General features: G+C 71.1%; 22 protein-coding genes, 1 rRNA gene and 1 pseudogene. 17 read left to right on the top strand and 7 right to left on the bottom strand.

Going from position 1 to position 22101, the window contains the following annotated elements; all coding sequences use genetic code 11:
• Window positions 1-114 (bottom strand): 16S ribosomal RNA (locus tag G4G93_RS18175); the annotation flags it as partial.
• Between the two features lie 679 nt (window positions 115-793).
• Here G4G93_RS18175 and cysC point away from each other — a divergent pair.
• Window positions 794-1390 (top strand): annotated as a pseudogene (gene cysC / locus G4G93_RS18170) (adenylyl-sulfate kinase); the annotation flags it as partial.
• 206 nt (window positions 1391-1596) lie between these two features.
• Window positions 1597-1812 (top strand): hypothetical protein, encoded by a 216-nt coding sequence (locus G4G93_RS18165; RefSeq protein ID WP_165086056.1) that lies wholly within the window; start codon window positions 1597-1599, stop codon window positions 1810-1812.
• A gap of 3 nt (window positions 1813-1815) precedes the next feature.
• Here the strand turns inward: G4G93_RS18165 and G4G93_RS18160 are convergent, their stop codons facing one another.
• Window positions 1816-2097 carry a hypothetical protein gene (locus G4G93_RS18160; protein WP_165086054.1) on the bottom strand — a complete coding sequence of 94 codons (282 nt, stop codon included), beginning with the start codon at window positions 2095-2097 and terminating at the stop codon, window positions 1816-1818.
• Window positions 2098-2441: 344 nt separating this feature from the next.
• Between G4G93_RS18160 and G4G93_RS18155 the strand changes: the two genes are divergently transcribed.
• Genes G4G93_RS18155 through G4G93_RS18125 form a run of 7 tightly spaced genes read left to right on the top strand, consistent with a single transcriptional unit; the run spans window position 2442 to window position 10094 of the window.
• Entirely contained in the window at window positions 2442-3941 is a 1500-nt protein-coding gene (locus tag G4G93_RS18155; RefSeq protein WP_165086053.1) for an ABC transporter substrate-binding protein, read from the top strand.
• Window positions 3941-4885 carry an ABC transporter permease gene (locus tag G4G93_RS18150; protein WP_165086051.1) on the top strand — a complete coding sequence of 315 codons (945 nt, stop codon included), beginning with the start codon at window positions 3941-3943 and terminating at the stop codon, window positions 4883-4885. The genes G4G93_RS18155 and G4G93_RS18150 overlap by 1 nt, the downstream gene beginning before the upstream one ends.
• Window positions 4882-5787 carry an ABC transporter permease gene (locus tag G4G93_RS18145; protein ID WP_165086049.1) on the top strand — a complete coding sequence of 302 codons (906 nt, stop codon included), beginning with the start codon at window positions 4882-4884 and terminating at the stop codon, window positions 5785-5787. Before G4G93_RS18150 ends, G4G93_RS18145 begins: the two co-directional genes overlap by 4 nt.
• Window positions 5784-6806 (top strand): ABC transporter ATP-binding protein, encoded by a 1023-nt coding sequence (locus G4G93_RS18140; RefSeq protein ID WP_165086048.1) that lies wholly within the window; start codon window positions 5784-5786, stop codon window positions 6804-6806. The genes G4G93_RS18145 and G4G93_RS18140 overlap by 4 nt, the downstream gene beginning before the upstream one ends.
• Window positions 6803-7726, top strand: coding sequence for an ABC transporter ATP-binding protein (locus G4G93_RS18135; RefSeq protein ID WP_165086046.1), 924 nt, complete (start codon window positions 6803-6805; stop codon window positions 7724-7726). Before G4G93_RS18140 ends, G4G93_RS18135 begins: the two co-directional genes overlap by 4 nt.
• Before the next feature lie 15 nt (window positions 7727-7741).
• The gene (locus tag G4G93_RS18130; protein ID WP_165086045.1) at window positions 7742-9319 is read left to right on the top strand and encodes a gamma-glutamyltransferase family protein; all 1578 of its coding nucleotides are present in this window, start codon (window positions 7742-7744) and stop codon (window positions 9317-9319) included.
• 10 nt (window positions 9320-9329) lie between these two features.
• Entirely contained in the window at window positions 9330-10094 is a 765-nt protein-coding gene (locus tag G4G93_RS18125) for a 2-keto-4-pentenoate hydratase (protein WP_165086043.1), read from the top strand.
• 141 nt (window positions 10095-10235) lie between these two features.
• Here G4G93_RS18125 and G4G93_RS18120 read toward each other — a convergent pair whose 3' ends face one another.
• On the bottom strand, window positions 10236-11480 hold the full coding sequence (locus tag G4G93_RS18120) for an amidase (protein WP_165086042.1): 1245 nt from the start codon (window positions 11478-11480) through the stop codon (window positions 10236-10238).
• Between the two features lie 281 nt (window positions 11481-11761).
• On the opposite strand from G4G93_RS18120, the gene lptB reads away from it, so the two are divergent.
• The 5 genes from lptB to G4G93_RS18095 all read left to right on the top strand — a co-directional run bounded on the left by lptB (window position 11762) and on the right by G4G93_RS18095 (window position 16517).
• A complete protein-coding gene (lptB, locus tag G4G93_RS18115) occupies window positions 11762-12583 on the top strand; it encodes an LPS export ABC transporter ATP-binding protein (RefSeq protein ID WP_165086100.1) in 822 nt (273 codons plus the stop codon).
• 512 nt (window positions 12584-13095) lie between these two features.
• On the top strand, window positions 13096-14643 hold the full coding sequence (gene rpoN, locus G4G93_RS18110) for an RNA polymerase factor sigma-54 (protein WP_165086040.1): 1548 nt from the start codon (window positions 13096-13098) through the stop codon (window positions 14641-14643).
• A 364-nt stretch (window positions 14644-15007) separates the two neighbouring features.
• On the top strand, window positions 15008-15625 hold the full coding sequence (hpf, locus tag G4G93_RS18105) for a ribosome hibernation-promoting factor, HPF/YfiA family (protein ID WP_165086038.1): 618 nt from the start codon (window positions 15008-15010) through the stop codon (window positions 15623-15625).
• A 91-nt stretch (window positions 15626-15716) separates the two neighbouring features.
• Window positions 15717-16181 carry a PTS IIA-like nitrogen regulatory protein PtsN gene (ptsN, locus tag G4G93_RS18100; RefSeq protein ID WP_048430657.1) on the top strand — a complete coding sequence of 155 codons (465 nt, stop codon included), beginning with the start codon at window positions 15717-15719 and terminating at the stop codon, window positions 16179-16181.
• An 18-nt stretch (window positions 16182-16199) separates the two neighbouring features.
• The gene (locus tag G4G93_RS18095; protein ID WP_165086036.1) at window positions 16200-16517 is read left to right on the top strand and encodes a hypothetical protein; all 318 of its coding nucleotides are present in this window, start codon (window positions 16200-16202) and stop codon (window positions 16515-16517) included.
• A 70-nt stretch (window positions 16518-16587) separates the two neighbouring features.
• Here G4G93_RS18095 and G4G93_RS18090 read toward each other — a convergent pair whose 3' ends face one another.
• From G4G93_RS18090 to ftsE, 4 genes are all read right to left on the bottom strand, one after another.
• Window positions 16588-17046 (bottom strand): NUDIX hydrolase, encoded by a 459-nt coding sequence (locus G4G93_RS18090; protein ID WP_165086034.1) that lies wholly within the window; start codon window positions 17044-17046, stop codon window positions 16588-16590.
• A gap of 130 nt (window positions 17047-17176) precedes the next feature.
• Window positions 17177-17974, bottom strand: a complete 798-nt coding sequence (locus tag G4G93_RS18085) for a YdcF family protein (RefSeq protein WP_246736852.1) — start codon at window positions 17972-17974, stop codon at window positions 17177-17179.
• 407 nt (window positions 17975-18381) lie between these two features.
• A complete protein-coding gene (locus G4G93_RS18080) occupies window positions 18382-19338 on the bottom strand; it encodes an ABC transporter permease (RefSeq protein ID WP_165086033.1) in 957 nt (318 codons plus the stop codon).
• 17 nt (window positions 19339-19355) lie between these two features.
• A complete protein-coding gene (gene ftsE / locus G4G93_RS18075; protein WP_165086031.1) occupies window positions 19356-20075 on the bottom strand; it encodes a cell division ATP-binding protein FtsE in 720 nt (239 codons plus the stop codon).
• A gap of 140 nt (window positions 20076-20215) precedes the next feature.
• On the opposite strand from ftsE, the gene G4G93_RS18070 reads away from it, so the two are divergent.
• The 3 genes from G4G93_RS18070 (at window position 20216) to G4G93_RS18060 (ending at window position 22098) form a co-directional block, all read left to right on the top strand.
• Window positions 20216-20971, top strand: a complete 756-nt coding sequence (locus tag G4G93_RS18070; RefSeq protein ID WP_165086029.1) for a DUF3426 domain-containing protein — start codon at window positions 20216-20218, stop codon at window positions 20969-20971.
• Window positions 20968-21537: a hypoxanthine phosphoribosyltransferase gene (gene hpt, locus G4G93_RS18065; RefSeq protein WP_165086028.1), complete on the top strand. Its 570-nt coding sequence runs from the start codon at window positions 20968-20970 to the stop codon at window positions 21535-21537. Before G4G93_RS18070 ends, hpt begins: the two co-directional genes overlap by 4 nt.
• A 180-nt stretch (window positions 21538-21717) precedes the next feature.
• Window positions 21718-22098 (top strand): response regulator, encoded by a 381-nt coding sequence (locus G4G93_RS18060; protein WP_165086026.1) that lies wholly within the window; start codon window positions 21718-21720, stop codon window positions 22096-22098.
• The last annotated feature ends 3 nt before the right edge of the window (window positions 22099-22101 follow it).

Below are 22101 nucleotides of genomic sequence, written 5' to 3'. Positions count from 1 at the left end.
TCCCACGCGTTACTCACCCGTCTGCCGCTGACACCACGAGGATGCCCGCTCGACTTGCATGTGTTAAGCCTGCCGCCAGCGTTCGCTCTGAGCCAGGATCAAACTCTCAAGTTGAAGAGCTGATCAAAGCTGATCACAACTAAAACGGAGGCTCACGACCGATCGGCGTTTCCACCAATCGTGTGAGCACCGAAGCGTTAAGACCAGCATCATCCTACTCACGATCCCGCCCAGAAGGCAGGATCCGCAGGGACGACGCCGTCCACGCTTCTCTTTCTCGTATGAACTTGTCAAAGAGCGACCCGGCTGAAAACCGGGGTATCATCGGCGACGACGGGACCAGCGCCTGACCAAGGTCAGGCTCGCCGGCCCGGACTGTCTCGAAGATGGCTCAGCGCCCGGTCCGCTGTCGCGGCCGGCGCCGATGGGTGGTCGTATAGGCCCCGTTTCCCGGCCCGTCAACTCGTTTGTGAAATTCTCGCGACAGGCCGCGCACCATCCTATCCGCCGCTCCCCGGGCGGTTGCACCCGAGGCCCAAGCCTATCCAACCCCCCTGCCTGCCCAAGGCCCCGGCCTGCCGAACAGGTGAAGTCTGATACCTCTGGCTGTGCTCATGCGTGATCGCTCGCCGCTGGCGTGACGAGCGCTTGACGCCCAACCGCAACTGCCAGAGAACAGGTTTACTCAGCCGAATGGATTAGGCCGTAAGGCCGATAGCCTGGATCTCGAAGGCGCGATTCGCAGATGACACCGCATGGAGACGTCGTTTCCCAATCGGACGCCGGCGACATGAATATCCGTCGGACCGTTCTCACGCTCGGCAAGCGGGCACGGGCGGAGCTGAAGGGGCAGAGGCCCTTGATTCTCTGGATGACCGGCCTGTCGGGTGCGGGGAAATCCACGATCGCCGACCGGGTCGAGGACAAGTTGTGGCGATGTGGTCACCACACCATGGTGCTCGACGGCGACAACCTGCGCTTCGGGTTGAACAAGGACCTGGCCTTCACGGATTCCGACCGGGTCGAGAACATCCGCCGGACGGCGGAGGTCGCCAGGCTGATGCTGGATGCCGGACTGATCGTGATCTGCTCCCTGATCTCGCCGTTTCGGCGCGAGCGGACGCTGGCGCGGCAATTGGTAGGGGCGGACGAGTTCCTGGAGGTGTTCGTCGATACGCCGCTCGACGAGTGCATCCGCCGCGATCCGAAGGGGCTCTATGCGCGCGCCATCGCGGGGGAGATCCCCAACTTCACCGGCCTCAGCTCGCCCTACGAGCCGCCGGACGCGCCGGAGATCCATCTGCATACGGCCGTGCACGATGTCGATACGCTGGCCGACCACGTCCTCGGCGAGTTGCGGCGCCGGGGCGTCATCGCCTGCCTGCCCTGAGTGAGGCGTCTCGCGATGTCCGGCTGAGTGCGACCGTCGATCCCGGCGGATCGCCATCGCACGGCGGAAATCGGCCTCCCCCGCACGCCGGGCATCCTCCGCCATCCTCGCATCGCATACGGCGGATGTGCGGCGCACGCTGGTCCCGACCTCGTCCGGTCCTTATGTTGCAGTGCAGCATGTGGCAGCGCATGAGGAGCGAAGCGATGGTCGAGATGATAGCCGTGGCGGAGGCGGCCGGTTTCACGGCGGGATGCCTTGCCATTCACGCGGCCCGGAACTGGGCCGAAATCCTGACGCCCCTTCTCGCCTATCTGGTCTTCGCGCTGGTGGTCTGCCTGACGATCGTCGCCGGCATCCAGCACGCCTCGGATCCCGACCAGCTCGTCGCGATGATGACCGAGGCCATGGCCACCTATTGAATCTCAGGCCGCCGGCGGCGCCTCGGAGGCTGCCTCGGCTTTGGCCTCCTCGGCGCATTTGAGGCAGAGCTGGCGCTTGGCGAGCAGGGCGGCGACGGCATTCGCGCCCTCGAAGCTGACGACGTGACCGCATTCGAGGACATTGAGCACGCGCTGATCGGGATCGTCGCGCTCGCCGGAGGGATAGCAGCGGATCGCCGTCACGCGGCGCATCGGGATCTCAGCCTGCATGGCGATGCCCTGGAACCTCGTCTCCGGGCGCGGCCGCAGCAGCCGCACCGTCACGCCCCGACTCGCATGCCGGGACCCTCTTCGCGGGCTCCATAGCACGGACGACGGCGGCACGCATGGGTTCATGTCCTGCGTCATGTCGCAGGGCTCGCCCACGATGTGTCGTCGCCCGCAGCTCGAACCGATTCAAAGTCTGACAAACGGGTCCGCAACGGCATTGCGCCCTTCCCCGAAGCGGGCGCAGAGTAGCGGCGACGGTTGTGGGCGCGGCGCGGGCGCGCCCGCTGGCATGGATACTGCCTGGCCGTAGGCGCGTCCCGGCCGGGAGGACCAGGCCCCTGCCCAAGCCCCCACCCATAAGATCCCCGAAGCAAGAGATCCCTGAAGAAGGAAGCGCGATGCCGCGTCTCTTCACCGCCTGCCTGCTCGCGGGCCTCGCCCTCTCCACCCCGCTGGCGGGGGCTCACGCCCAGACCCTGCGCTTCGGCCTGATGGAGGATCCGGACGCCCTCGATCCGACCCTTGCCCGCACCTTCGCCGGCCGCATGGTCTTCGCGGCGCTCTGCGACAAGCTGGTCGATATCGGGCCCGACCTGAAGCCGGTGCCGCAACTCGCCACGGAGTGGGCGTGGTCCGACGACCGCAAGGTCCTCACGCTTCGCTTGCGGCCGGGCGTGCGCTTCCACGACGGCGAGCCGGTGGACGCCGCAGCGGTGAAGTATTCGCTCGAACGCCACCTGAAGCTGCCGGGCTCGCAGCGCCGCGGCGAGATCGCGCCGATCGACGCCGTCGAGGCGGTCGACGACCTGGCCTTGAAGATCACCCTGAAGACCCCGTTCGCGCCGCTGCTGGCGCAGTTCACCGACCGGGCCGGCATGATCGTCTCGCCCAAGGCCGCCGAGCGGCTCGGCGACAAGTTCGCGACCGCGCCGGTCTGCGCCGGGCCGTACAAGTTCGTCGAGCGGGTGCCGCAGGACCGCATCGTGGTCGAGAAGTTCGACGATTACTGGAACAAGGACGCGATCCAGATCCGGCGGATCGAGTTCCGGCCGATCCCCGACACCACGGTGCGGCTGACCAACCTCCGGGCCGGCCAGCTCGACCTGATCGAGCGCCTGGCTCCCACCGACTTGCCCCAGGTGAAGCGCGATCCGAAGCTGAAGGTGGGCCAGGCCTACGAGCTCGGCTTCTCCGGCATCGTGTTCAACACCGCCCGCGAAGGCTCGCCGGTCGCCGATCCGCGGGTGCGCGCCGCCTTCGAGGCCGCCATCGACCGCAACGCGATCACGCAGGTGGTCTATAACGGCGAGTACCTGGCCGGGAACCAGTGGGTTTCGCCGAAAAACCCGAACTACGTGACGGACTACCCGGTGCCGAAGCGCGACGTCGCGAAGGCCAAGGCGCTCCTGAAGGAGGCCGGGATCGAGAAGCCCTCGATCACCATGATGGTCTACGCCAACAACGACGCGCCCCAGGTCGGCCAGGTGATCCAGGCGATGACCCGCGAGGCCGGCTTCGACGTGAAGCTCCAGGCCACCGACTTCACCACCTCCCTCGATCAGGCCGACAAGGGCAATTTCGAGGCCTACCTCTACAACTGGAGCGGCCGGCCCGATCCGGACGGCAACACCTACAGCTTCCTCGCCTGCAAGACGCCGCTGAATTATTCGCGCTACTGCAACCAGGAGGCCGATTCGGCGATGAACGCCGAGCGGCTGACCACCGATCCCGCCGAGCGCAAGGCGGCGTGGAAGCGCCTCGCCGGGCGCGTGCTCACCGACAAGCCGCTGGTCTACCTCTTCCACCGCCGGCTGCTCTGGGCCTACTCGCAAAAACTCACAGGGTTCGGCGAGTATCCGGACGGCCTCGTGCGCTTCACCGGCCTGAAGCTCGACTGATGCTGCGCTTTCTCGCCCGACGCCTGGCGCTGGCGGTCCCGACCCTGGTACTTGCCTCGATGATCATCTTCGCCCTGCAGCAATTGCTGCCGGGCGACACCGCGACCGCGCTCTCGGGGGAGGAGCGCGACCCGGAGGTGATCGCCTTCATCCGCGCCAAGTACCATCTCGATCGGCCGCTGCCGGTCCGCTACGCCTACTGGGCGACCGGGGTGCTCCAGGGCGATCTCGGCGAATCGATCCGGCTGCAGAAGCCGGTGATCGAGCTGATCCGCGAGAAGCTGCCGGTCACCCTCGAACTCGCCTGCCTGGCGATGCTGGTGGCTCTCGTCATCGGGGTGCCGATGGGGATCCTGTCCGCGGTCCGGCCAGGCACCTGGATCGACGGGCTCGCCAACGGGGTCGCGCTCTGGGGCCTGTCCGTGCCGAATTTCTGGCTCGGCATCCTGATGATCCTGCTGTTCTCGGTGCAGCTCGGCTGGTTGCCGGCCTCCGGTTACGTGCCGCCGGGCGAGAGCCTCTCGGAGAACCTGCGCTCGATGGCGATGCCGGCTTTCGTCCTCGGCAACGCCATCGCGGCGGTGATGATGCGCCACACGCGGGCGGCCATGCTCGGGGTGCTGCAATCCGACTACGTCCGCACCGCCCGGGCCAAGGGCGTGCCGACCGCCCGGGTGGTCCTGCGCCATGCGCTCCCCAACGCCGCGATCCCGATCATCACGCTGGGTGCCCTCGAATTCGGCCAGCTCCTCTCCGGCGCGGTGCTGACCGAGCAGGTGTTTTCCGTGCCCGGCTTCGGCAAGCTGATGGTGGATGCCGTGTTCAACCGCGACTTCGCGACCGTGCAGGGCGTCGTGATCTGCACCGCCGCGACCTACATCCTGCTCAACCTTGCCGCCGATCTCGCCTCGGCGCTGGTCAACCCGAAGCTCAGGCGCGCATGAGCGAGGCCGGACTCTCCACCCCGGCCGGGCTGGCCGCACCGGTCGCCGCCCCACCTCCGGAGCCGGGGGCCTTGCGCGCGTTCTGGCGCCGGTTCAGCCGCCGCCGCGGAGCGCTCGCCGGCCTGATCGTCGTGGCGCTCCTCGCCGTGCTGGCGCTCGGCGCCGAGTGGATCGCGCCGTACGATCCCACCGCCACCGATTGGGGCGCGGTGCGGGCCGCGCCCGACCTCGCGCATCTCTTCGGCACCGACGAGGTCGGGCGCGACGTGCTCTCGCGCATCGTCTTCGGCACGCGGGCCTCGCTCGGGGCGGGGCTGACCTCGGTGGCGCTGGCGGTGGCGCTCGGCCTGCCGCTCGGCATGCTGGCGGGCTATGCCGGCGGCGTCATCGACGGGGCGATCATGCGCCTGACCGACGCGCTGCTGGCGATCCCCTTCCTGATCCTCGCCATCGCGCTCGCGGCCTTCCTCGGCCCCAGCCTCACCAACGCCATGGTGGCGATCGGGCTCTCGGCGACCTCGATCTTCGTGCGGCTCACCCGGGCCCAGGTGCAGGCGGTGGCGGCGGAAGAGTTCGTCGAGGCGGCCCGGGCCGTCGGCAACCCGCCCTGGCGGATCGCGCTCCACCACATCCTGCCCAACATCGTGCCGGCGATCCTGGTCCAGGCCACCCTCACCATCGCGGCGGCGATCATCGCCGAGGCGAGCCTGTCCTTCCTCGGCCTCGGCCAGCAGCCGCCCGAACCGTCCTGGGGCTCGATGCTCAACACCGCCAAGAACTTCCTCGACCAAGCGCCCTGGATGGCGATCTGGCCCGGACTCTCGATCTTCCTCGCGGTGCTCGCCTTCAACCTCGTCGGCGACGGGTTGCGCGATGCCCTCGATCCGCGGGAGCGCCGATGAGCGCCTCCCCTCCCCTGCTGGACGTACGAGACCTCGCGGTCGCCTTCGACACCGACGGCGGCACCGTCCGGGCGGTCAACGGCGTGAGTTACGCCTTGCGCGAGGGCGAGACCCTCGGAATCGTCGGCGAATCGGGCTCGGGCAAGAGCGTGCACGTGCTCGCCATGCTCGGGCTGGTGCCGCGCCCGCCGGGCCGGATCACCGGCGGCCAGGTCGTGTTCGGGGGTCGCGACCTGCTGGCGCTGCCGGAGCGGTCCTTGCGCCGGGTGCGCGGGGCCGAGATCGGCATGGTGTTCCAGGACCCGATGAGCTCGCTCAACCCGGCGATGACCGTGGGCGCGCAGATCGCCGAGCCCTTGCGGCTGCATCGCGGCCTCGGCGCGCGCGAGGCGAAGGCACGGGCCCGCGACCTCCTCGACCTCGTGCGCATCCCCGAGGCAGGCCGGCGCCTCGACCTTTACCCGCACGAATTCTCCGGCGGCCAGCGCCAGCGGGTGATGATCGCGATCGGGCTCGCCTGCCGGCCGAAGCTCCTGATCGCCGACGAGGCCACCACCGCCCTCGACGTGACCGTGCAGGCCGAGATCGTCGCCCTGGTGCAGGAGCTGAAGCGCGAGATCGGCATGGCGATCATCTGGATCACCCACGATCTCGGCGTGGTGGCGGGCATCGCCGACACCGTGCAGGTGATGTATGCCGGCCGCATCGTCGAGCGCGGGCCGGTCGACGCGGTGTTTTCCGATCCGCGCAACGCCTACACGCTGGGGCTGCTCCGCTCCCTGCCGGACCTGAGCCGCGGCCGGGCCGGACGGCAGCGCCTGCGCCAGATCGAGGGCAGCCCGCCCGACATGCGCTTTCCTCCGCCGGGCGACCCCTTCGCGCCGCGCAACCCCTACGCCACGCCGCGCTGCCGGACCGAGGCGCCGCCGCTGGCGCAGGTGGCGGGCAGCGTGCCGGGCCATCTCGCGGCGGCCTGGTACGACCTGCCGGCCTTGCTGGCGGAAGGAGCCGGGCGATGAGGCCGGTGAAGCCCGAGCCGCTGCTCTCGGTGAGGAATCTCGGCAAGCATTACCCGCTGCGGCACTGGTGGGGCGGCAAGGCGTCGGTGTTCCGCGCGGTCGAGGGGGTGAGCTTCGACATCGCGCCCGGCGAGACGCTCGGCCTCGTCGGCGAATCGGGCTCCGGCAAGTCGACGATCGGCCGGGCGGTGACGATGCTGAACCCGCCGACCGCCGGCACCGTGACCTTCGAGGGCACCGATCTCAGCCGCCTGCCGGCCAGGGACATGCGGCGGATGCGCCGGCGCATCCAGGTGATCTTCCAGGACCCCTACGCCGCGCTCAATCCGCGGATGAGCGCCGGCGCCTACGTCGCCGAGCCGTTCCGGCTGCACCGGCCGGAGATGGGGAACGCGGAGCGCCGCGACGCCGTGGCGGCCCTGTTTCAGCGGGTCGGGCTCGATCCGCTTTTCGCCGGTCGCTACCCGCACCAGTTCTCCGGCGGCCAGCGCCAGCGGCTCTGCATCGCCCGGGCGATCGCGCTGAAACCCAGCTTCATCGTCGCCGACGAGCCGATCGCGGCCCTCGACGTGTCGATCCAGGCCCAGGTGGTCAACCTGCTGCAGGATCTGCAGGAGGAGCTGGGCCTGTCCTACCTCTTCATCTCCCACGACCTCCGGATGGTGCGCTACCTCTGCCACCGGGTCGCGGTGTTGCGGCGGGGCCGGATCGTCGAACTCGCCGACAGCGACACCCTGTACGAGGATCCGCGCCACCCTTACACGCGGGAGCTGCTCGGCGCGGTGCCGGTGCCCGACCCCGCAGCCGAGCGGGCCCGCCTGCGGGCGACGCGCGAGGCCCCGGCCGTCGCCATCCCGGAGGCGGGGGCGCTGGAAGAGATCGCCCCCGGCCATTGGGTGGCGCAGCCGGTTCACGCATAAAGAGGATACGTCACGGTGAGGGATTTCTCGAAGCCCGGGCGCTCGCCCGTCTACGCCGCCAACGCCGCCGTCGCGACGTCGCACCCGCTCTCGACGCTGGCCGCGATCGAGGTGCTGCGCTCGGGCGGGAACGCGGTCGATGCCGGCATCGCCGCGGTGGCGGTGCAATGCGTGGTCGATCCGCTGATGACCGGCATCGGCGGCGATTGCTTCGCCCTCTACGCGCCGAAGGGTGCCACGGCGCCGATCGCCCTCAACGGCTCGGGCCGCAGCCCGGCGGCGGCGCAGGATTCCTGGTTCCTGGAACGCGGCATCACCCTCACCCCCACCTCGCCCCACGCCGTCACGGTGCCGGGGGCGGTCGCGGCCTGGGGCAAGCTGCTTCAGGATCACGGCACCCGCAGCCTCGGCGAACTCTTGCAGCCGGCGATCCGCTACGCCGAGGACGGCTACCCGGTGCAGCCGCGCGTCGCCCTCGACTGGTCGCGCAGCGTCGAGCGGGTCGCCGGCGATCCGGCCTCGGCCGCGACCTACCTGATCGAGGGCCGAGCGCCGGGCGTCGGCACGATCATGCGCCACCCGAAGCTCGCCGCCACGCTCCGGCGCATCGCGGAAGCCGGCCCGCGCGGCTTCTACGAGGGGCCGGTGGCCGAGGACATCGTGGCGCGCCTGCGCGACCTCGGCGGCCTGCACACGCTGGACGACTTCGCCACGGCGGCACCGGAAGTCGTGACCCCGGTCACCACCCGCTATCGCGGCTACGACGTCTACGAGTGCCCGCCGAGCGGCCAGGGCCTCGCCGTGCTGATGATGCTCAATGTGCTGTCGCACCATGACATCGCCGCACTTTCGGAACTGGATCGGGTCCATCTCTTCGCCGAGGCCTGCAAGCAGGCCTATCACCACCGCGACGCGCTGTTCGCCGACCCGGTGCTGAACCGGGTGCCGGTCGAGCACCTGCTGTCCGAGGCGTGGCGGGCGAGCGCCCACGGCGCCATCGACATGGCCCGCGCCCAGGAGCCGGTGATCTGGCCGGAACTCACCCACAAGGACACGGTGTACCTGAGCGTCGTCGACCGCGACGGCAACGCGCTCTCGCTGATCAACTCGATCTTCCAGGGCTTCGGCAGCGGCATCACCGCGCCGGAGAGCGGGGTGCTGCTGCACAATCGCGGCCTGTCCTTCCGCATCGATCCCGGCCACCCGAACACGATCGGGCCGAGGAAGCGCCCGATGCACACCATCATTCCGGGCATGCTGATGCGCGACGGCGAGACGGTGGCGCCCTTCGGCGTGATGGGCGGGCATTACCAGGCGATGGGCCACGTGGAGTTGCTCACCGGCATCATCGACCGCGGCCTCGACGTGCAGGAGGCCCTCGATGCCCCGCGCAGCTTCGCCTATGGCGGCGGGATCGAGATGGAGCCGGGCTTTGCGGAGGGCGTCGTCGCCGGGCTGGAGGCGCGCGGCCACCGCACCATCCCGGCCTCCGGCCCGATCGGCGGCGGCCAGATCATCTGGATCGACCGGGCGCGCGGGGTCCTCGCGGCGGGTTCCGACCCGCGCAAGGACGGCAGTGCGCTCGGCTATTGAGGTGACCGCCATGCCTTGCGACATCCCTTGCGACATCGACGCCGCCGCCGCGGCGCTCCTCGACGCCCGCCGCTCGGGCACCCGCCTCGACGCCCTCCCCGAGGGTGCCCGGCCGGGCAGCGAGGCGGAGGCCTACGCGGTGCAGGACGCGGTCGTGCGCGCACTCGGCCCGGTGGCCGGCTGGAAGGTGGGGGCGCCGAGCGCCACCGCCACCCCGGCCCGGGCCGCGCTCAACGCCGACACGATCTTCGAGACCGACGAATTGCCGGCCTCGCTGTTCCATCGGATCGGGGCGGAGGCCGAGATCGCCTACCGCTTCGGCCGCGACCTGCCCCCGGAGGCCGGCCCCTACGACCGCGAGGCGGTGCTGGCGGCGGTCGCCACGATGCACCCGGCGATCGAGATCGCCGATACCCGCTTCGCGGCATTCGGGATCGTCGACGCCCACAGCCAGCGCGCCGACCAGCAGAATCACGGCGTCCTGGTGCTCGGGCCCGGCCTCTCGGACTGGCGCCGCCTCGACCCGGTCACCCAGCCGGTGCGGCTCGCCGTCGACGGCACGGTGCTGCATGACCATGCCGGCGGCAACTCGGCGGTCGATCCGGTGCGCCTGCTGGTCTGGCTCGCCAACGAGGGCGCCCGGTCGCTCGGCGGCATCAAGGCCGGGCAGGTCGTCACCACCGGGTCCTGCACGGGGACGGACTTCGTCGAGGCGCCGACGCGGATCGCGGCGGAGTTCCCGGGATTGGGGAGCCTGGCGCTGGCGATCGGGTGAGGGGCCCGAGCCTCCTTCGTGGGCGTCGGGCTGTCCGGGGACAGGGACGGGTGCGGGCTTCCCCGGACGGCCCTGCCGCCCGCGGGAGGAGGGATCCGCGCCATCGTGGTCCCGGGGATGCGCCTTGCCGGCGCCCCTCCCCTACCCCCGCAGCGCCCGCTCGATCAGCCCCGCCGCCGCCAGCGCCCGGCCGTCATCCCCGAACCGCGCGATCACCTGGACGCCGACCGGGAGCCCGTCGGAGGTGCGGTCGACCGGCAGGGTGACGCAGGGCACGCCCATCAGGGTCCAGAGGCGGTTGAAGCGGGAATCGCCGGTGTGATCGAGGCCGGCGGGCGCGGCGCCCGGGGCGGCGTAGGTCAGGAGCACGTCGGGGCCGTCCTCGGAGAAGACGTCCTTCAGGCTGCGGCGGGCATGGTGCGCGGTGCGGCGGGCCGAATCGTAGGCCGCGGTCTCGATTCCTTGCGCGGCATCGAGGGCGGCGCGCAGGCGCGGCGGCAGGGCGTCGCGGTGGGCGGCGTATTCCCAGGCGAGCGCCTGGCGCGCCTCGTAATCCTGGATGGTGCCGTGGGCCGCGAAGGCTTCGCCGAACCGGGCCGGGAGGACGAGATCGTGCACCACGGCCCCGGCTCGCTCGGCGGCCCGCGCCGCCCGGCGCAAGGCGGCGTCCGCCTCCGGGTCGGGGGCGGCGCAGAAGTCCTGGCGCACGATCCCAATGCGGGGCGCGCCCGGATCGTCCACCCGCGCCACGGCCGGCCGGTCGGCCAGCAGCGCCAGCGCGCAGGCGGCATCCGGGACGCTCGCGGCGAACAGGCCCAGCGTGTCGAGGGCCCAGGAATAGCACTTCACCCCCACCGTCGGCAGCAGCCGGAACGACGGCTTGACCCCGACGACGCCGCAGAACGCCGCCGGGCGGATCACCGAGCCGCCGGTCTGGGTGCCGAGCGCCAGGGGCAGCATCCCGGCCGCCACCGCGGCGGCGGAGCCCGCCGAGGAACCGCCGGGCGTGTGGCCGGAATGGTGGGGGTTGCGGGTCGCGGTGGGGTCGAGGAAGGCGAAGGGCGTGGTCGTGGTCTTGGCGAGCGGCACCGCGCCGAGGCGCTTCAGCCGCGACACGATCGGCGCGTCGGCCCGCGGGCGCCAGCCGTCGTAGATCGGCGACCCCATCCGGGTCGGCAGGTCGGCGGTGTCGATGATGTCCTTGATCCCGACCGCGATGCCGGCGAGCGGGCCCTGCCCCGGAACCACCGGCGCCGGATCGACGCAGACCAGGGCGCCGACCTCCGGCTCGCGGGCCGCGATCGCCTCGCGGACGAGGCCGACCGCCCCGTCGGGCGTCAGGCGGCCGGCATCGATTCGGGCGCAGAGGTCGAGGAGCGAGAGCATCGGGCCGTCCGGACGGGAGGAATCTGTCGAACCCCCGTTGTAAGCGTAACGAGGCCACGTGTTCCAGAACACGCGCAACCTCGGGGGGCGCGTTGCGGGCAGGGCCCGGCTTCGGCTAAACCGGCGCCGTTCACCCGTCGCACGGTCGCCTGGGGCGGAAAGGCCGGCGCGACGGGGCGCCGACGCGCCGGGATCCTTCGCCGGCATCCTTCGAAAGAGCCTGCCCCGTGACCGTTCCCTTCGCCCTGCCGCTGCAAGCCCAGGCATTCCCGACACATGCGATGCCGGCCGCCTCGCGCCTGGGGCGCCTGTTCGGCCGCAAGCGCAAGGCCGAGATCCTGGCACCGGCCCAGGACGGCGCCGCCGAGGCTTTCGGCGGGCCCGGCATCCTGGCGGTGGCCGGCCTCAAGAAGAGCTACGGCGCCCGCACCGTCGTGCACGATGCCGGCCTGACCGTGCGCAACGGCGAGGCGGTCGGCCTGCTCGGACCCAACGGCGCCGGCAAGACCACGATCTTCTACATGATCACCGGCCTCGTCTCGGCCGATCGCGGCACGATCAGCCTCGACGGGCACGAGATCACCCGGCTGCCGATGTACCAGCGCGCCCGCCTCGGCATCGGCTACCTGCCGCAGGAAGCCTCGATCTTCCGCGGCCTCAACGTCGAGGACAACATCCGGGCGGTGCTCGAGGTGGTCGAGCCCGACCGCAAGACGCGCGAGCGCAAGCTCGATTCGCTCCTCGACGAGTTCAACATCACCCGCCTGCGCAAGTCGCCCTCGATCGCGCTCTCGGGCGGCGAGCGGCGGCGCTGCGAGATCGCCCGGGCGCTCGCCTCCTCGCCGTCCTTCATGCTCCTCGACGAGCCCTTCGCGGGCATCGACCCGATCGCGGTCGGCGACATCCAGGAACTGGTGATGCACCTCAAGGGCCGCGGCATCGGCGTGCTCATCACCGACCACAACGTGCGCGAGACGCTCGGCCTGATCGACCGGGCCTACATCGTACATTCGGGCCGCATCCTCACCGAGGGCACGCCGGACGAGATCGTGGCGAACGAGGACGTGCGGCGGCTGTATCTCGGCGAGGATTTCCGGCTGTAGCGGGTTGGGCGGACCTCGTATCGACTCCCCACCACAATGCCGACGCCCGCTCAGCCGGTCCCGGGCCGCGCAGCGATGTCCAGGCCGCCCGAGCGGGTGCCGTGAGTGTCGGAAGCGGTCGAACAGGCTCTCGCCTTCGGCGAAACCCGAGGGTGAAGTAAACGGCCTTGACCATGATCTGATTTCACGGCGCCGCCGCAGTCGAAATCCGCGGTCGAAATCCCCGGATCGTTAACGCACCCTCACCGGAGCCTCGATACGGCGTTCTGCTTTCCCCTGGATCTGGACGGACTTGCCTCGCCCTGCGTCGCAGCCGCGACGACCGTCGCGGCCTGCCGTTTTTCCACTGGCGCCGCACTCCGCCTTGAGCCACCCTGCGGGGGACTCGCGCAACGCCCCCGCCTCCGCTTTGACGCGTGTCCCGGTTCGGTTTAAAGCTGCTGCGGGATGTCTGAAGCAAGAGTTGTGCCGACCCCGGCGCGAACCGGGGCGTCGCAGGGCGGGGCTGGCTGATGGGTTTGCTGCAACGGCTCGAGATGCGCCAGGGCCAGGCCCTGGTGATGACGCCGCAACTCCTGCAGGCGATCAAGCTTCTGCAGCTCTCCCATCTCGACCTCGCCGCCTATGTCGATGCCGAGCTGGAGCGCAACCCGCTGCTCGAGCGGGCCGAGGTCGAGGCCCCGGAGCCGGGCGAGCCCCGGGCCGAGGCGGCCGATCCGGGGGGCGACGACGGGTTCGACGGAGATTCGGCGGCCGAGACGTGGCTGTCCCACGACCTCAACCCGAGCCGCAGCGAGATCGAGAGCGACCTCGGCACCCGCCTCGACAACGTGTTTCCCGATGACGGCCCGGTCGGGCGCGAGGCGCCGACGGCCGGGGGCGAGGCCCTGTCGCTCACGCCGGCGCCCTGGAGCGGCAGCGGCGGCAGCTTCGACGGCGAGGCGCCGGATTTCGAGGCGACGCTGACCAGCGAATCCTCGCTGCACGAGCACCTCTCGGCCCAGCTGGAGCTTGCCACCCGCGATCCCGTCGAGCGCCTGGTCGGCGGCTTCCTGGTCGATGCGATCGACGAGGCCGGCTACCTGCGCGAGGACCTCGCGGGCCTCGCCGAGCGCCTCGGCGTCGGGCTGGGGATCGTCGAGCGGGTGCTGGGGATCGTCCAGGGCTTCGACCCCTCCGGCATCGGGGCCCGCGACCTCGCCGAGTGCCTGGCGATCCAGCTGCGCGAGCGGGACCGGTTCGATCCGGCGATGCAGGCGCTGGTCTCGCGCCTCGACCTCGTCGCCAAGCGCGATATGGCGTCCCTGCGCCGCCTGTGCGGGGTCGACGACGAGGATTTGGCCGACATGCTGTCCGAGCTGCGCCGCCTCGACCCCAAGCCCGGCCGCGCCTTCGGCGCCGGCCCGGTCGAGGTGCTGGTGCCCGACGTGTTCGTGCGCCCGGCACCGGACGGCTCGTGGCTGGTCGAGCTCAACAGCGAGGCGCTGCCCCGGGTGCTGGTCAACCAGAGCTACTACGCCACCGTCTCCCGCGGCGCGGCGACCGAGACCGACAAGGCCTTCCTGTCGGAATGCCTGCAGACCGCCAACTGGCTCACCCGCAGCCTGGAGCAGCGCGCCCGCACCATCCTGAAGGTGGCGAGCGAGATCGTACGCCAGCAGGACGGCTTCTTCGTCAACGGCGTCGCCCACCTGCGGCCGCTGAACCTGAAGACCGTCGCCGACGCGATCGGCATGCACGAATCCACCGTCTCGCGGGTGACCTCGAACAAGTCGATCGGCACCAGCCGCGGCACCTTCGAGATGAAGTACTTCTTCACCGCGGCGATCCCCGGGGCGGCGGGCGCCGCGGCCCATTCCTCGGAGGCGGTGCGCCACCGCATCAAGCAGCTCATCGACGCCGAGGCCAACGACGTCCTGTCGGACGACGCCCTGGTCCAGCGCCTGCGCGGCGAGGGCGTCGACATCGCCCGCCGCACCGTGGCGAAGTACCGGGAATCCCTGCGCATCCCCTCCTCGATCGAACGCCGGCGCGAGCGGGCGGCGATGCCGGCGCGGTGATGCCGAAATCCGCCTTGCCGGAGCGGTCCGGCAGGATCGCCTGAAGCGATCGGCCGCATTTCGCATGGGGCCCCGGTTCGACTTTTCGGCAAGGGGCTCCCGCCCGACGGCCCAGGATGGAGGCAGGATCTACTCTGCGCGACAGCGATGACGCGCGGAAGATCAGTCCGACGACTGTCGCCGGAGAACGGATCCGCGCGGGACCGACCCGCGCCGGCATCGCCGCCTTCCGCGCCCCGCCTGCCGCAACTGAGCCGGCTTCGTTGACTTCGCCTTCGCGCGTTCCTAGCTCTTGGAGGCTGGCCCTTGCGCCGGAAACGTCCCCGGGGCGCGGGCCGACGAACGACGAGATCGGAGGGAGCCGATGGCAGCGTTGCGCGTGTCAGGTCGTGGCATGGATCTGGGGGAGGCGCTGAGAACGCGGGTGGAGGAGCGAATTTCCGCGGCCCTCGCGAAGTACTTCGACGGCGCCTATCACGGCCATGTGACGGTCGCGCGGGACGGCAGCGGCTACCGCACGGATTGCGTGCTGCACCTGCCCTCGGGCATCACCCTCGAGGCATCGGGCTCCGCCCACGATGCGAATGCGAGCTTCGACCAGACCGCCGAGCGGATCGAGAAGCGCCTGCGCCGCTACAAGCACCGCCTCAAGGCCCACCCGAACGGACACGCCAAGGACGCGGCCGTCAACGGGGCCGGGCCGGTCGATCTCGGCCCGATCGAGGACGCCGCCGTGATGGAGGCCGCCTATTCGGTGTTCGAATCGCCCGAGGAGGATACCGGCGAGCACCCGCCGATCATCGCCGAGAGCACCCGCACCCTGCACCGGCGCACGGTGAGCGAGGCGGTGGTGGAACTCGATCTCACCGGCGTCCCCGTCCTGGTCTTCGTTCACGCTGGCACGGAGCGGGTCAACGTCGTATATCGTCGGGGCGACGGCGCGATCGGCTGGATCGATCCGCCGGAACGCGGTACTCCGTGAGCGGGTTTTCTCCCGCCCCCGGAAGGCCTCCGGTCCTGGAACAAGTGCGGGGCGCGCCGGCGCGCTCCCCGCCGATGAGGCAGCGGTCTCGATGCCATTGCTGGAATTCCTGAAGCCGGAGGCAGTCCTCCCGGCGCTGCGCGCGCAGGGGAAGAAACAGGTTCTGCAGGAGCTGGCCGCCCATGCGGCCCGCCACCTGCCGGGCCTGGACGAGCGCGAGATCTTCGAGACGCTGCTGCAGCGCGAGCGCCTCGGCTCGACCGGCATCGGCGAGGGCGTGGCGATCCCGCACGGCAAGCTGCCGGGGCTCGACACGCTGTTCGGCCTGATGGCCCGCCTCGAGCGCCCGATCGATTTCGAGGCCCTGGACGGCCAGCCGGTCGATATCGCCTTCCTGCTCCTCGCCCCCGAGGGCGCCGGCGCGGACCACCTGAAGGCGCTGGCCCGGGTCGCCCGCGTCCTGCGCGAGCCCGGCATCATCGACCGGATCCGCGCCGCCCGCGACGCCGATGCGCTCTACGCCCTCCTGACCCAATCCCCCGCCCAGGCGGCGTGACTCGAAGCCGGCGTGACGATGCGGACTTCCCTCCTTGCGGCGGCGCTCCTCCTCGCCGCGGCCGCCCCGGCGCGTGCCGTCGACGGCACCTGCGCCCGCGACCTGCTGGTGGCGCAATCCTCGCAGAAGATGGCGATCGAGCGCCTCGAGATCCTGGGCGACAGCGAGGCCGATCGCTGCCGCGGCTGGCGCCAGCACGTCGACACGATGCGCCGCGCCGCCACCGTCTACGGCCGCTGCCTCTCGGGATCGGAGCGCAGCGAGCGCCTGGCCCAGGTCCAGGGCTCGGAGAAGGAATTTGCGGAGCTGCTGCGGAGCCGCTGCAAGGGGCGGTGAGGCGGCAGGGGGCGAGGAAGGATCGCCTCACACGCCGAGCGGCGTCGTGCGGTTCCGCGGAACCACGAGCTCACGCGGGAGGCGTGATCCGACCCAAGCCTCCGAGGTCAGCGACGCAGTCCGCAAGCCTGGCCCGGAGCCCGGGAACCGCATCCTGGCGCGACACGAACTCGTCGATCGGCATCATCGTCCAGCAGATGCCCTCGCTGCCGAACGCGATCCGATCGATCTCGTGGCCGCAGCCGATCGCACCGAAGAAGAAGCTGCAAAGACCCGCGTCCGATCGCGCTGCATAGCGTCGCGACCAGATCAACCGGGAGGCCGGAAGAACGAGACCGAACTCCTCGTGAAGCTCGCGGCTCACGCATCCTTCCGGCGACTCGGCCCCCTCTCGACCGCCACCGGGCAAATCCCACTGTCCTGGAAAGGGAATGCCGGCCTTCTCGTCGCGGCGATAGGCGACCACCGCGCCGTCATGGATCAGGGCCAGCTTTGCTCCGCTGAACGGTTCTCCCCACCACCTCTGCATCGCCGGCCCTCGATCACCGTGTCGGCGGCAAGCGTGCCCGATGCGATGCCGATGCCGCTGGATGGATCGGTAGAGCACGGGGCTCGCCGGGAATCCCTGCCACCGGGGCAGATGGCGCCGTACCCAGAGGTCACCGCACCAGCGGCTCGGCCACCATCTTCACCGGGTGGCCGCGGCTGACCAGCACCGCCGCGCTCGAATGCTCGGGATCGGTCTCGAACCGGGTGCGGACCCAGGCGACCAGGAACTTCACGTATTCCGAGGCGAGCAGCCGCGCCGAGGCCGGGTGGCGCCACCACTGGTCGGGGTCGATCCCCTCCGGCACGACCGGGTGCGGGATCACCCGATGACCCTCGGCCAGCGCGTGGTCGAGCTCCACCAGCGTGCGCGGCATGTGGTAGTTCGAGGTGACGACAGCGACGCTCCGGAAGCCGTTCTCGCGCATCCAGCGCCGGATCTCGATGGCGTTGCCGATGGTGTTGCGGGCGCGGTAGTCGAGGTCGACGCAGCAGGCTATGAGGTGCTGCTGGCCCGGGTTGAGCCGGGCGATCTCGTCGCGGCTGGTGCGCTCGTTGACGCCGGTGATGAGCAGGCGCCGGCCGTAGCCGCCGGCCAGCAGGTCCATCGCATCCTCGATGCGCTGGGCGCCGCCGGTGAGCGCCACGATCCCGTCGGAGGGGCCGAGCGGCAGCCGCTCCGAGCGGGCGAGGCCGGACACGAAGGCGAGGAAGCCGAGACCGAGGACGAGGCCGCCGACGAGGCCCGCCCCGGCGAAACCGAGGACGAGGCGGCGGCGCAGGCTCCAGTCCCTCCAGGATGTTCTCCAGGAGTGCCCCCGGGACCCGGCCGGCGCCTCGGGCGGATTCATGCCTGCGGGCGCCTCGCCCGACCAGGACCATCCCACCACGTCGCCGGTTCGCGTCTTCATTCGGCGCTGCATCCGCGAGGCCATCTCACCTTGGTGTATCGAGCATAGTGCCGATTGCGGCGACCGAGAGGCAACCGTTCCGGATGCCGATTCGTTCACCGGCCCGCGCCCGCCCCTGTGAAGAGCGGGCAACGTCCGACGCTAGAGACCGTTGCTGGCGCCAGGCTGGCACCGGGGACCTTGTACCGACCGTCGTGGAAAACGACCTCCGGTCCCGTTCCCGACTTCTCGCCGAGCCCAGGGTCCCGGACGTCCGGGCTCGGAATCGGACATCCGAGATGCGTCGGCATCGTGGGCCGTTGGCACGCGAGCATTTTCCGACGACGTGGATCCCGGTTCGTCCCAGAAAATGCGGCAGAACCAAAGACCTGGAGCAGCACCCGATTGCAGCGCGATCGGGCGCTGCGCTAGTCGAGGAAGCGCCGCACCGTCAGGCGCGAGACGACCGCGGTGACGACCGAGGCGATCACCCCGATCAGCACCACGCTGGCATAGCCGCGCCAGCCGATGGCGAAGCCGCCGAACAGCGCCTCGATCTCGTCGCCGGCCGGGCCGGCGCGCCACAGCCGGGCGAGCGCCCCGCCGGCCCCGATCACCGCGAGCGCCGCCGCCGCGCCGATCGCCCCGCCCCGCAGGCCGAGGCGGAAGAAGCGGCGCTGGAACTCGCGGGCGATGAAATCGGCATCGGCGCCGACGAAGTGCAGCACCTCCACCACCTCGCGGTTGCCCGCCATGGCGCCCCTCGTCGCGAAGGTGACGGCGAGCCCTGTCGCCAGCAGCACCAGCCCCACCACCACGACGCCGACGCCGACCACGGTGTTGGCCATGGTCGAGAGCCGCGAGAGCCAGAGCGCGTGGTCGTCGAGGCTCGCAACTCCGGGCAGGGCCTCGGCGAGGCGCTGGCGCAGGGAGCCGAGATCGGGCGTGCCGGCGAGGCGCACCGTGATCAGGCGCGGCACCGGCAGGTCGCCGAGATCGAGCCCGCTGCCGAGCCAGGGCTCGAGCAGGCGCTCGGATTCCGCCTTGGTGAAGGGCCGCGTCGCGGCGATGCCCGGGGTGGCGGAGGCCAGCGCCGCCGCCTTGGCGACGTCGGCCTCGGTGTCGCGGCCCGGGCCGGGGCGGATCTGGATCGTCACCTCCTGCGCCACCGAGCCCTGCCACTGGGCGGCGCTCGACGCGACGATCTCGGCGCCGCCGGCGCAGAGGGCGGCGAGGAAGGTCAGGATCGCGATCACCGCGGCGAGGGCCCGGCCGGCGCTGGTGTCGGTCGGCACCAGGGGCGCGTTGCGCCGCAAGGTGGGCGGCAGGTCGGCGGCCGGCGCCTCGCGCCGCTTGCCCCGCTCCAGGGTGGCCCCGTCGGACATCTGCGTCTCCCCGCGGCTCATCCCTCGATCCGCAGGCGGTTGTTGCCGAGCACGAACCGGCGCGCGTCGACGAGGTCCATCAGGGCGAAGTCGTGGGTGGCGATCAGCACCGAGGTGCCGAGACGGTTGAGCTCGACGAACAGGCGCAGGAGGCGCCGGCCGAGCTGGGGGTCGACGTTGCCGGTCGGCTCGTCGGCGAGCAGCAATTCCGGCCGGGCGATCAGCGCCCGGGCGATCGCCGCGCGCTGTTTCTCGCCGCCCGAGAGCAGCGGCGGCAGCACGTGCATGCGCTCGCCCAAGCCCACCCAGCGCAAGAGCTCCACCACCTCGGCGCGGTAGCTCGTCTCGGACCGGCCCTGGACGCGCAAGGGCAGGGCGACGTTCTCGTAGGTGGTGAGATGGTCGAGCAGGCGGAAATCCTGGAAGACCACGCCCATGCGCCGGCGCAGGGCGGTGAGCGCACCGCTCGAGATGTCGTTCACCTCCTCGCCGAACACCGAGACCAGGCCCCGGCTCGGCCGCACCGAGAGCAGGATCAGGCGGAGCAGCGTCGTCTTGCCGGCGCCCGAGGGGCCGGTGAGGAACTGGAACGAGTGCGGCGCGATGGTGAAGCTGATGTCGCTCAGGACCTCGGGGCCGACCCCGTAGCGCATCCCGACATTCTCGAACCGGACCACCGGCTCGTCCATCCCGCCGAGCAGGCTGCTTCCGGTCCCCCTTTCCGTTCTCGCGTCCATCCGGTCTCCATCGCGGGTCCCCGCAGCCCGAGCCGCCGGGCGGCGGACATCTCGTGCGATCCGCGCCGCTTTACCACGCATTAAGGCTGTCGCGGGAGGAGTCGTGGTCCGGCCCCGGTGCCGCGCCCGACTGATTCGTCATGCTGATCGTCTGTCCCGCCTGCGCAAGCGAATATACGCTCGATCCCGACAAGATCGGCTCGGCCGGGCGCACCGTGCGCTGCGCCGCCTGCCGCGAGCCGTGGTTCGTCGCCGCCCCGGCGGCCGAACCGGGTTCGATGCTCTCGCCGCCGGCCGAGGCGGTGTTCACCGCCGCCGAGGCGCCTGCCTCCCCGCCGCGCCGGTCCGGGACGAGGCCGCGCGGCGCGAAGGCGCGCGGCGCTCCGCCCGGACGCCGGCGGCTCGTCGCCGCAGCCGCCGGACTGGCGGCCTGCGGCGCGCTCATGGCCGCCCTGCTGCCGGCCGGGCGCGCCGGGCTGGTGCGGGCGCTGCCGGCGACGGCACGGCTCTACGCGGCGATCGGCCTGCCGGTGAACCTGCGCGGCCTCGCCTTCCGGGACGTCGCCGCCTACCAGGTGCCCGACGCGGCCGGGACCGGCCGCCTCGTCGTCGAGGGCGACGTGGTGAGTGCCGCCAAGGACGCGGTGGCGGTGCCTCGCCTGAGCCTCGAATTGCGCGACGCGCACGGCCAGACCGTCTATCGCTGGACCGCCGAGCCGCCGCGCGAGCGGCTCGAGCCCGAGGAATCGGCCCGCTTCCGCGCCGAGCTGCCGGGGGCGCCGGTGAAGGGCCACGAGGTGCTGGTCCGCTTTGCCGCGGTTGACAGCGGGAAATCTGCCGTCAGCCTGAGGGCTCCGCTGAATCCCGACGTGAACCCCAAAGACCGAGATCGATGAACCCGCCCCTGCCCCGCGTCCGCGTCCTCTTCGACGAATCCGCCATCGCGCAGCGCAACGAGGAGATTGCCCGCGCCATCGCGGACCAACCGCTGGAGAACCTCCTGGTGGTGGCGGTGCTGAAGGGCAGCTTCATGTTCGCCGCCGACCTGATCCGGGCGCTGCACCGGGCGGGGCTGGCGCCGCAGGTCGAGTTCATCCATCTGTCGAGCTACCGCGCCGCCACCGTGTCGTCGGGCCAGGTGGCGATCCTGCGCGACGTCGAGAGCGAGGTGCGCGGGCGCGACGTGCTCCTGATCGACGACATCCTCGAATCCGGCCGCACCCTCGTCTACGCCAAGGACCTGCTGATGGCCCGCGGGGCGCGGCGGGTGCTCACCACCGTGCTGTTGGAGAAGCCCGGCAAGCGCGCGGTGACGATGGATGCCGATTACGTCGGCTTCACCTGCCCGGACGTGTTCGTGGTCGGCTACGGCATGGACGTGGCGCACGCCTTCCGGCAGCTGCCCTATGTCGGCCTCGTCGATTACGGCGACGGCGCGCCGGACCTGTTCGACAAGGAATGAAGGCAAGGGCGCGAGGCCGGGGCGGTGGCGCGTTTGCAACGCCGCCCCTTCCTCGTGCGCCCGAGGGCCACGAAAGCGGAACCTCGACCCCTGCGGCCGCTTGACCCGGTGGCGCACGCCCGATCACACTTGGCCTGTCCGCGGCTTGTCGAGCCCATCGAGGACGAGAGACGAGAGGACATGGCGCGCATCCTGCTGGTCGACGACGAGGAACCGATCCGCGGCTTCCTGAAGCGCGGTCTGGAGATGGACGGCCACACGGTCGTGACCGCGGTCGACGGCAGCGACGGTCTCGACCGGCTGGCCGAGGCGGCGTTCGACCTGATGCTGACCGATATCCGCATGCCGCTGATGGACGGCATCGCCCTGGCGCTCGCCGCCAAGCGCGACTACCCGGACCTCACGATCCTGCTGATGACCGGCTTCGCCGACCAGCGCGAGCGCGCCCGCGGCCTGGATGCCATCGTGGCCGACGTGCTGACCAAGCCCTTCACCCTTGCCGACATGCGCGCCACGGTGTCCCGCACCCTGCGTGCCGCCGGGGCGGTGGCGGCGCGATAGGGA

Origin of the sequence: Methylobacterium sp. DB0501 (assembly GCF_011043735.1) — a bacterium.
Classification (GTDB): domain Bacteria; phylum Pseudomonadota; class Alphaproteobacteria; order Rhizobiales; family Beijerinckiaceae; genus Methylobacterium; species Methylobacterium alsaeris.
This window is presented reverse-complemented; position numbering and strand designations above follow the sequence as displayed.

Coding starts and splice junctions, on each gene's coding strand:
- G4G93_RS18165 (WP_165086056.1), top strand. CDS start 1,597: ATGGTCGAGATGATAGCCGTGGCGGAGGCGGCCGGTTTCACGGCGGGA.
- G4G93_RS18155 (WP_165086053.1), top strand. CDS start 2,442: ATGCCGCGTCTCTTCACCGCCTGCCTGCTCGCGGGCCTCGCCCTCTCC.
- G4G93_RS18150 (WP_165086051.1), top strand. CDS start 3,941: ATGCTGCGCTTTCTCGCCCGACGCCTGGCGCTGGCGGTCCCGACCCTG.
- G4G93_RS18145 (WP_165086049.1), top strand. CDS start 4,882: ATGAGCGAGGCCGGACTCTCCACCCCGGCCGGGCTGGCCGCACCGGTC.
- G4G93_RS18140 (WP_165086048.1), top strand. CDS start 5,784: ATGAGCGCCTCCCCTCCCCTGCTGGACGTACGAGACCTCGCGGTCGCC.
- G4G93_RS18135 (WP_165086046.1), top strand. CDS start 6,803: ATGAGGCCGGTGAAGCCCGAGCCGCTGCTCTCGGTGAGGAATCTCGGC.
- G4G93_RS18125 (WP_165086043.1), top strand. CDS start 9,330: ATGCCTTGCGACATCCCTTGCGACATCGACGCCGCCGCCGCGGCGCTC.
- G4G93_RS18120 (WP_165086042.1), bottom strand. CDS start 11,480: ATGCTCTCGCTCCTCGACCTCTGCGCCCGAATCGATGCCGGCCGCCTG.
- lptB (WP_165086100.1), top strand. CDS start 11,762: ATGCCGGCCGCCTCGCGCCTGGGGCGCCTGTTCGGCCGCAAGCGCAAG.
- rpoN (WP_165086040.1), top strand. CDS start 13,096: ATGGGTTTGCTGCAACGGCTCGAGATGCGCCAGGGCCAGGCCCTGGTG.
- hpf (WP_165086038.1), top strand. CDS start 15,008: ATGGCAGCGTTGCGCGTGTCAGGTCGTGGCATGGATCTGGGGGAGGCG.
- ptsN (WP_048430657.1), top strand. CDS start 15,717: ATGCCATTGCTGGAATTCCTGAAGCCGGAGGCAGTCCTCCCGGCGCTG.
- G4G93_RS18095 (WP_165086036.1), top strand. CDS start 16,200: ATGCGGACTTCCCTCCTTGCGGCGGCGCTCCTCCTCGCCGCGGCCGCC.
- G4G93_RS18090 (WP_165086034.1), bottom strand. CDS start 17,046: ATGCAGAGGTGGTGGGGAGAACCGTTCAGCGGAGCAAAGCTGGCCCTG.
- G4G93_RS18085 (WP_246736852.1), bottom strand. CDS start 17,974: ATGAAGACGCGAACCGGCGACGTGGTGGGATGGTCCTGGTCGGGCGAG.
- G4G93_RS18080 (WP_165086033.1), bottom strand. CDS start 19,338: ATGTCCGACGGGGCCACCCTGGAGCGGGGCAAGCGGCGCGAGGCGCCG.
- ftsE (WP_165086031.1), bottom strand. CDS start 20,075: ATGGACGCGAGAACGGAAAGGGGGACCGGAAGCAGCCTGCTCGGCGGG.
- G4G93_RS18070 (WP_165086029.1), top strand. CDS start 20,216: ATGCTGATCGTCTGTCCCGCCTGCGCAAGCGAATATACGCTCGATCCC.
- hpt (WP_165086028.1), top strand. CDS start 20,968: ATGAACCCGCCCCTGCCCCGCGTCCGCGTCCTCTTCGACGAATCCGCC.
- G4G93_RS18060 (WP_165086026.1), top strand. CDS start 21,718: ATGGCGCGCATCCTGCTGGTCGACGACGAGGAACCGATCCGCGGCTTC.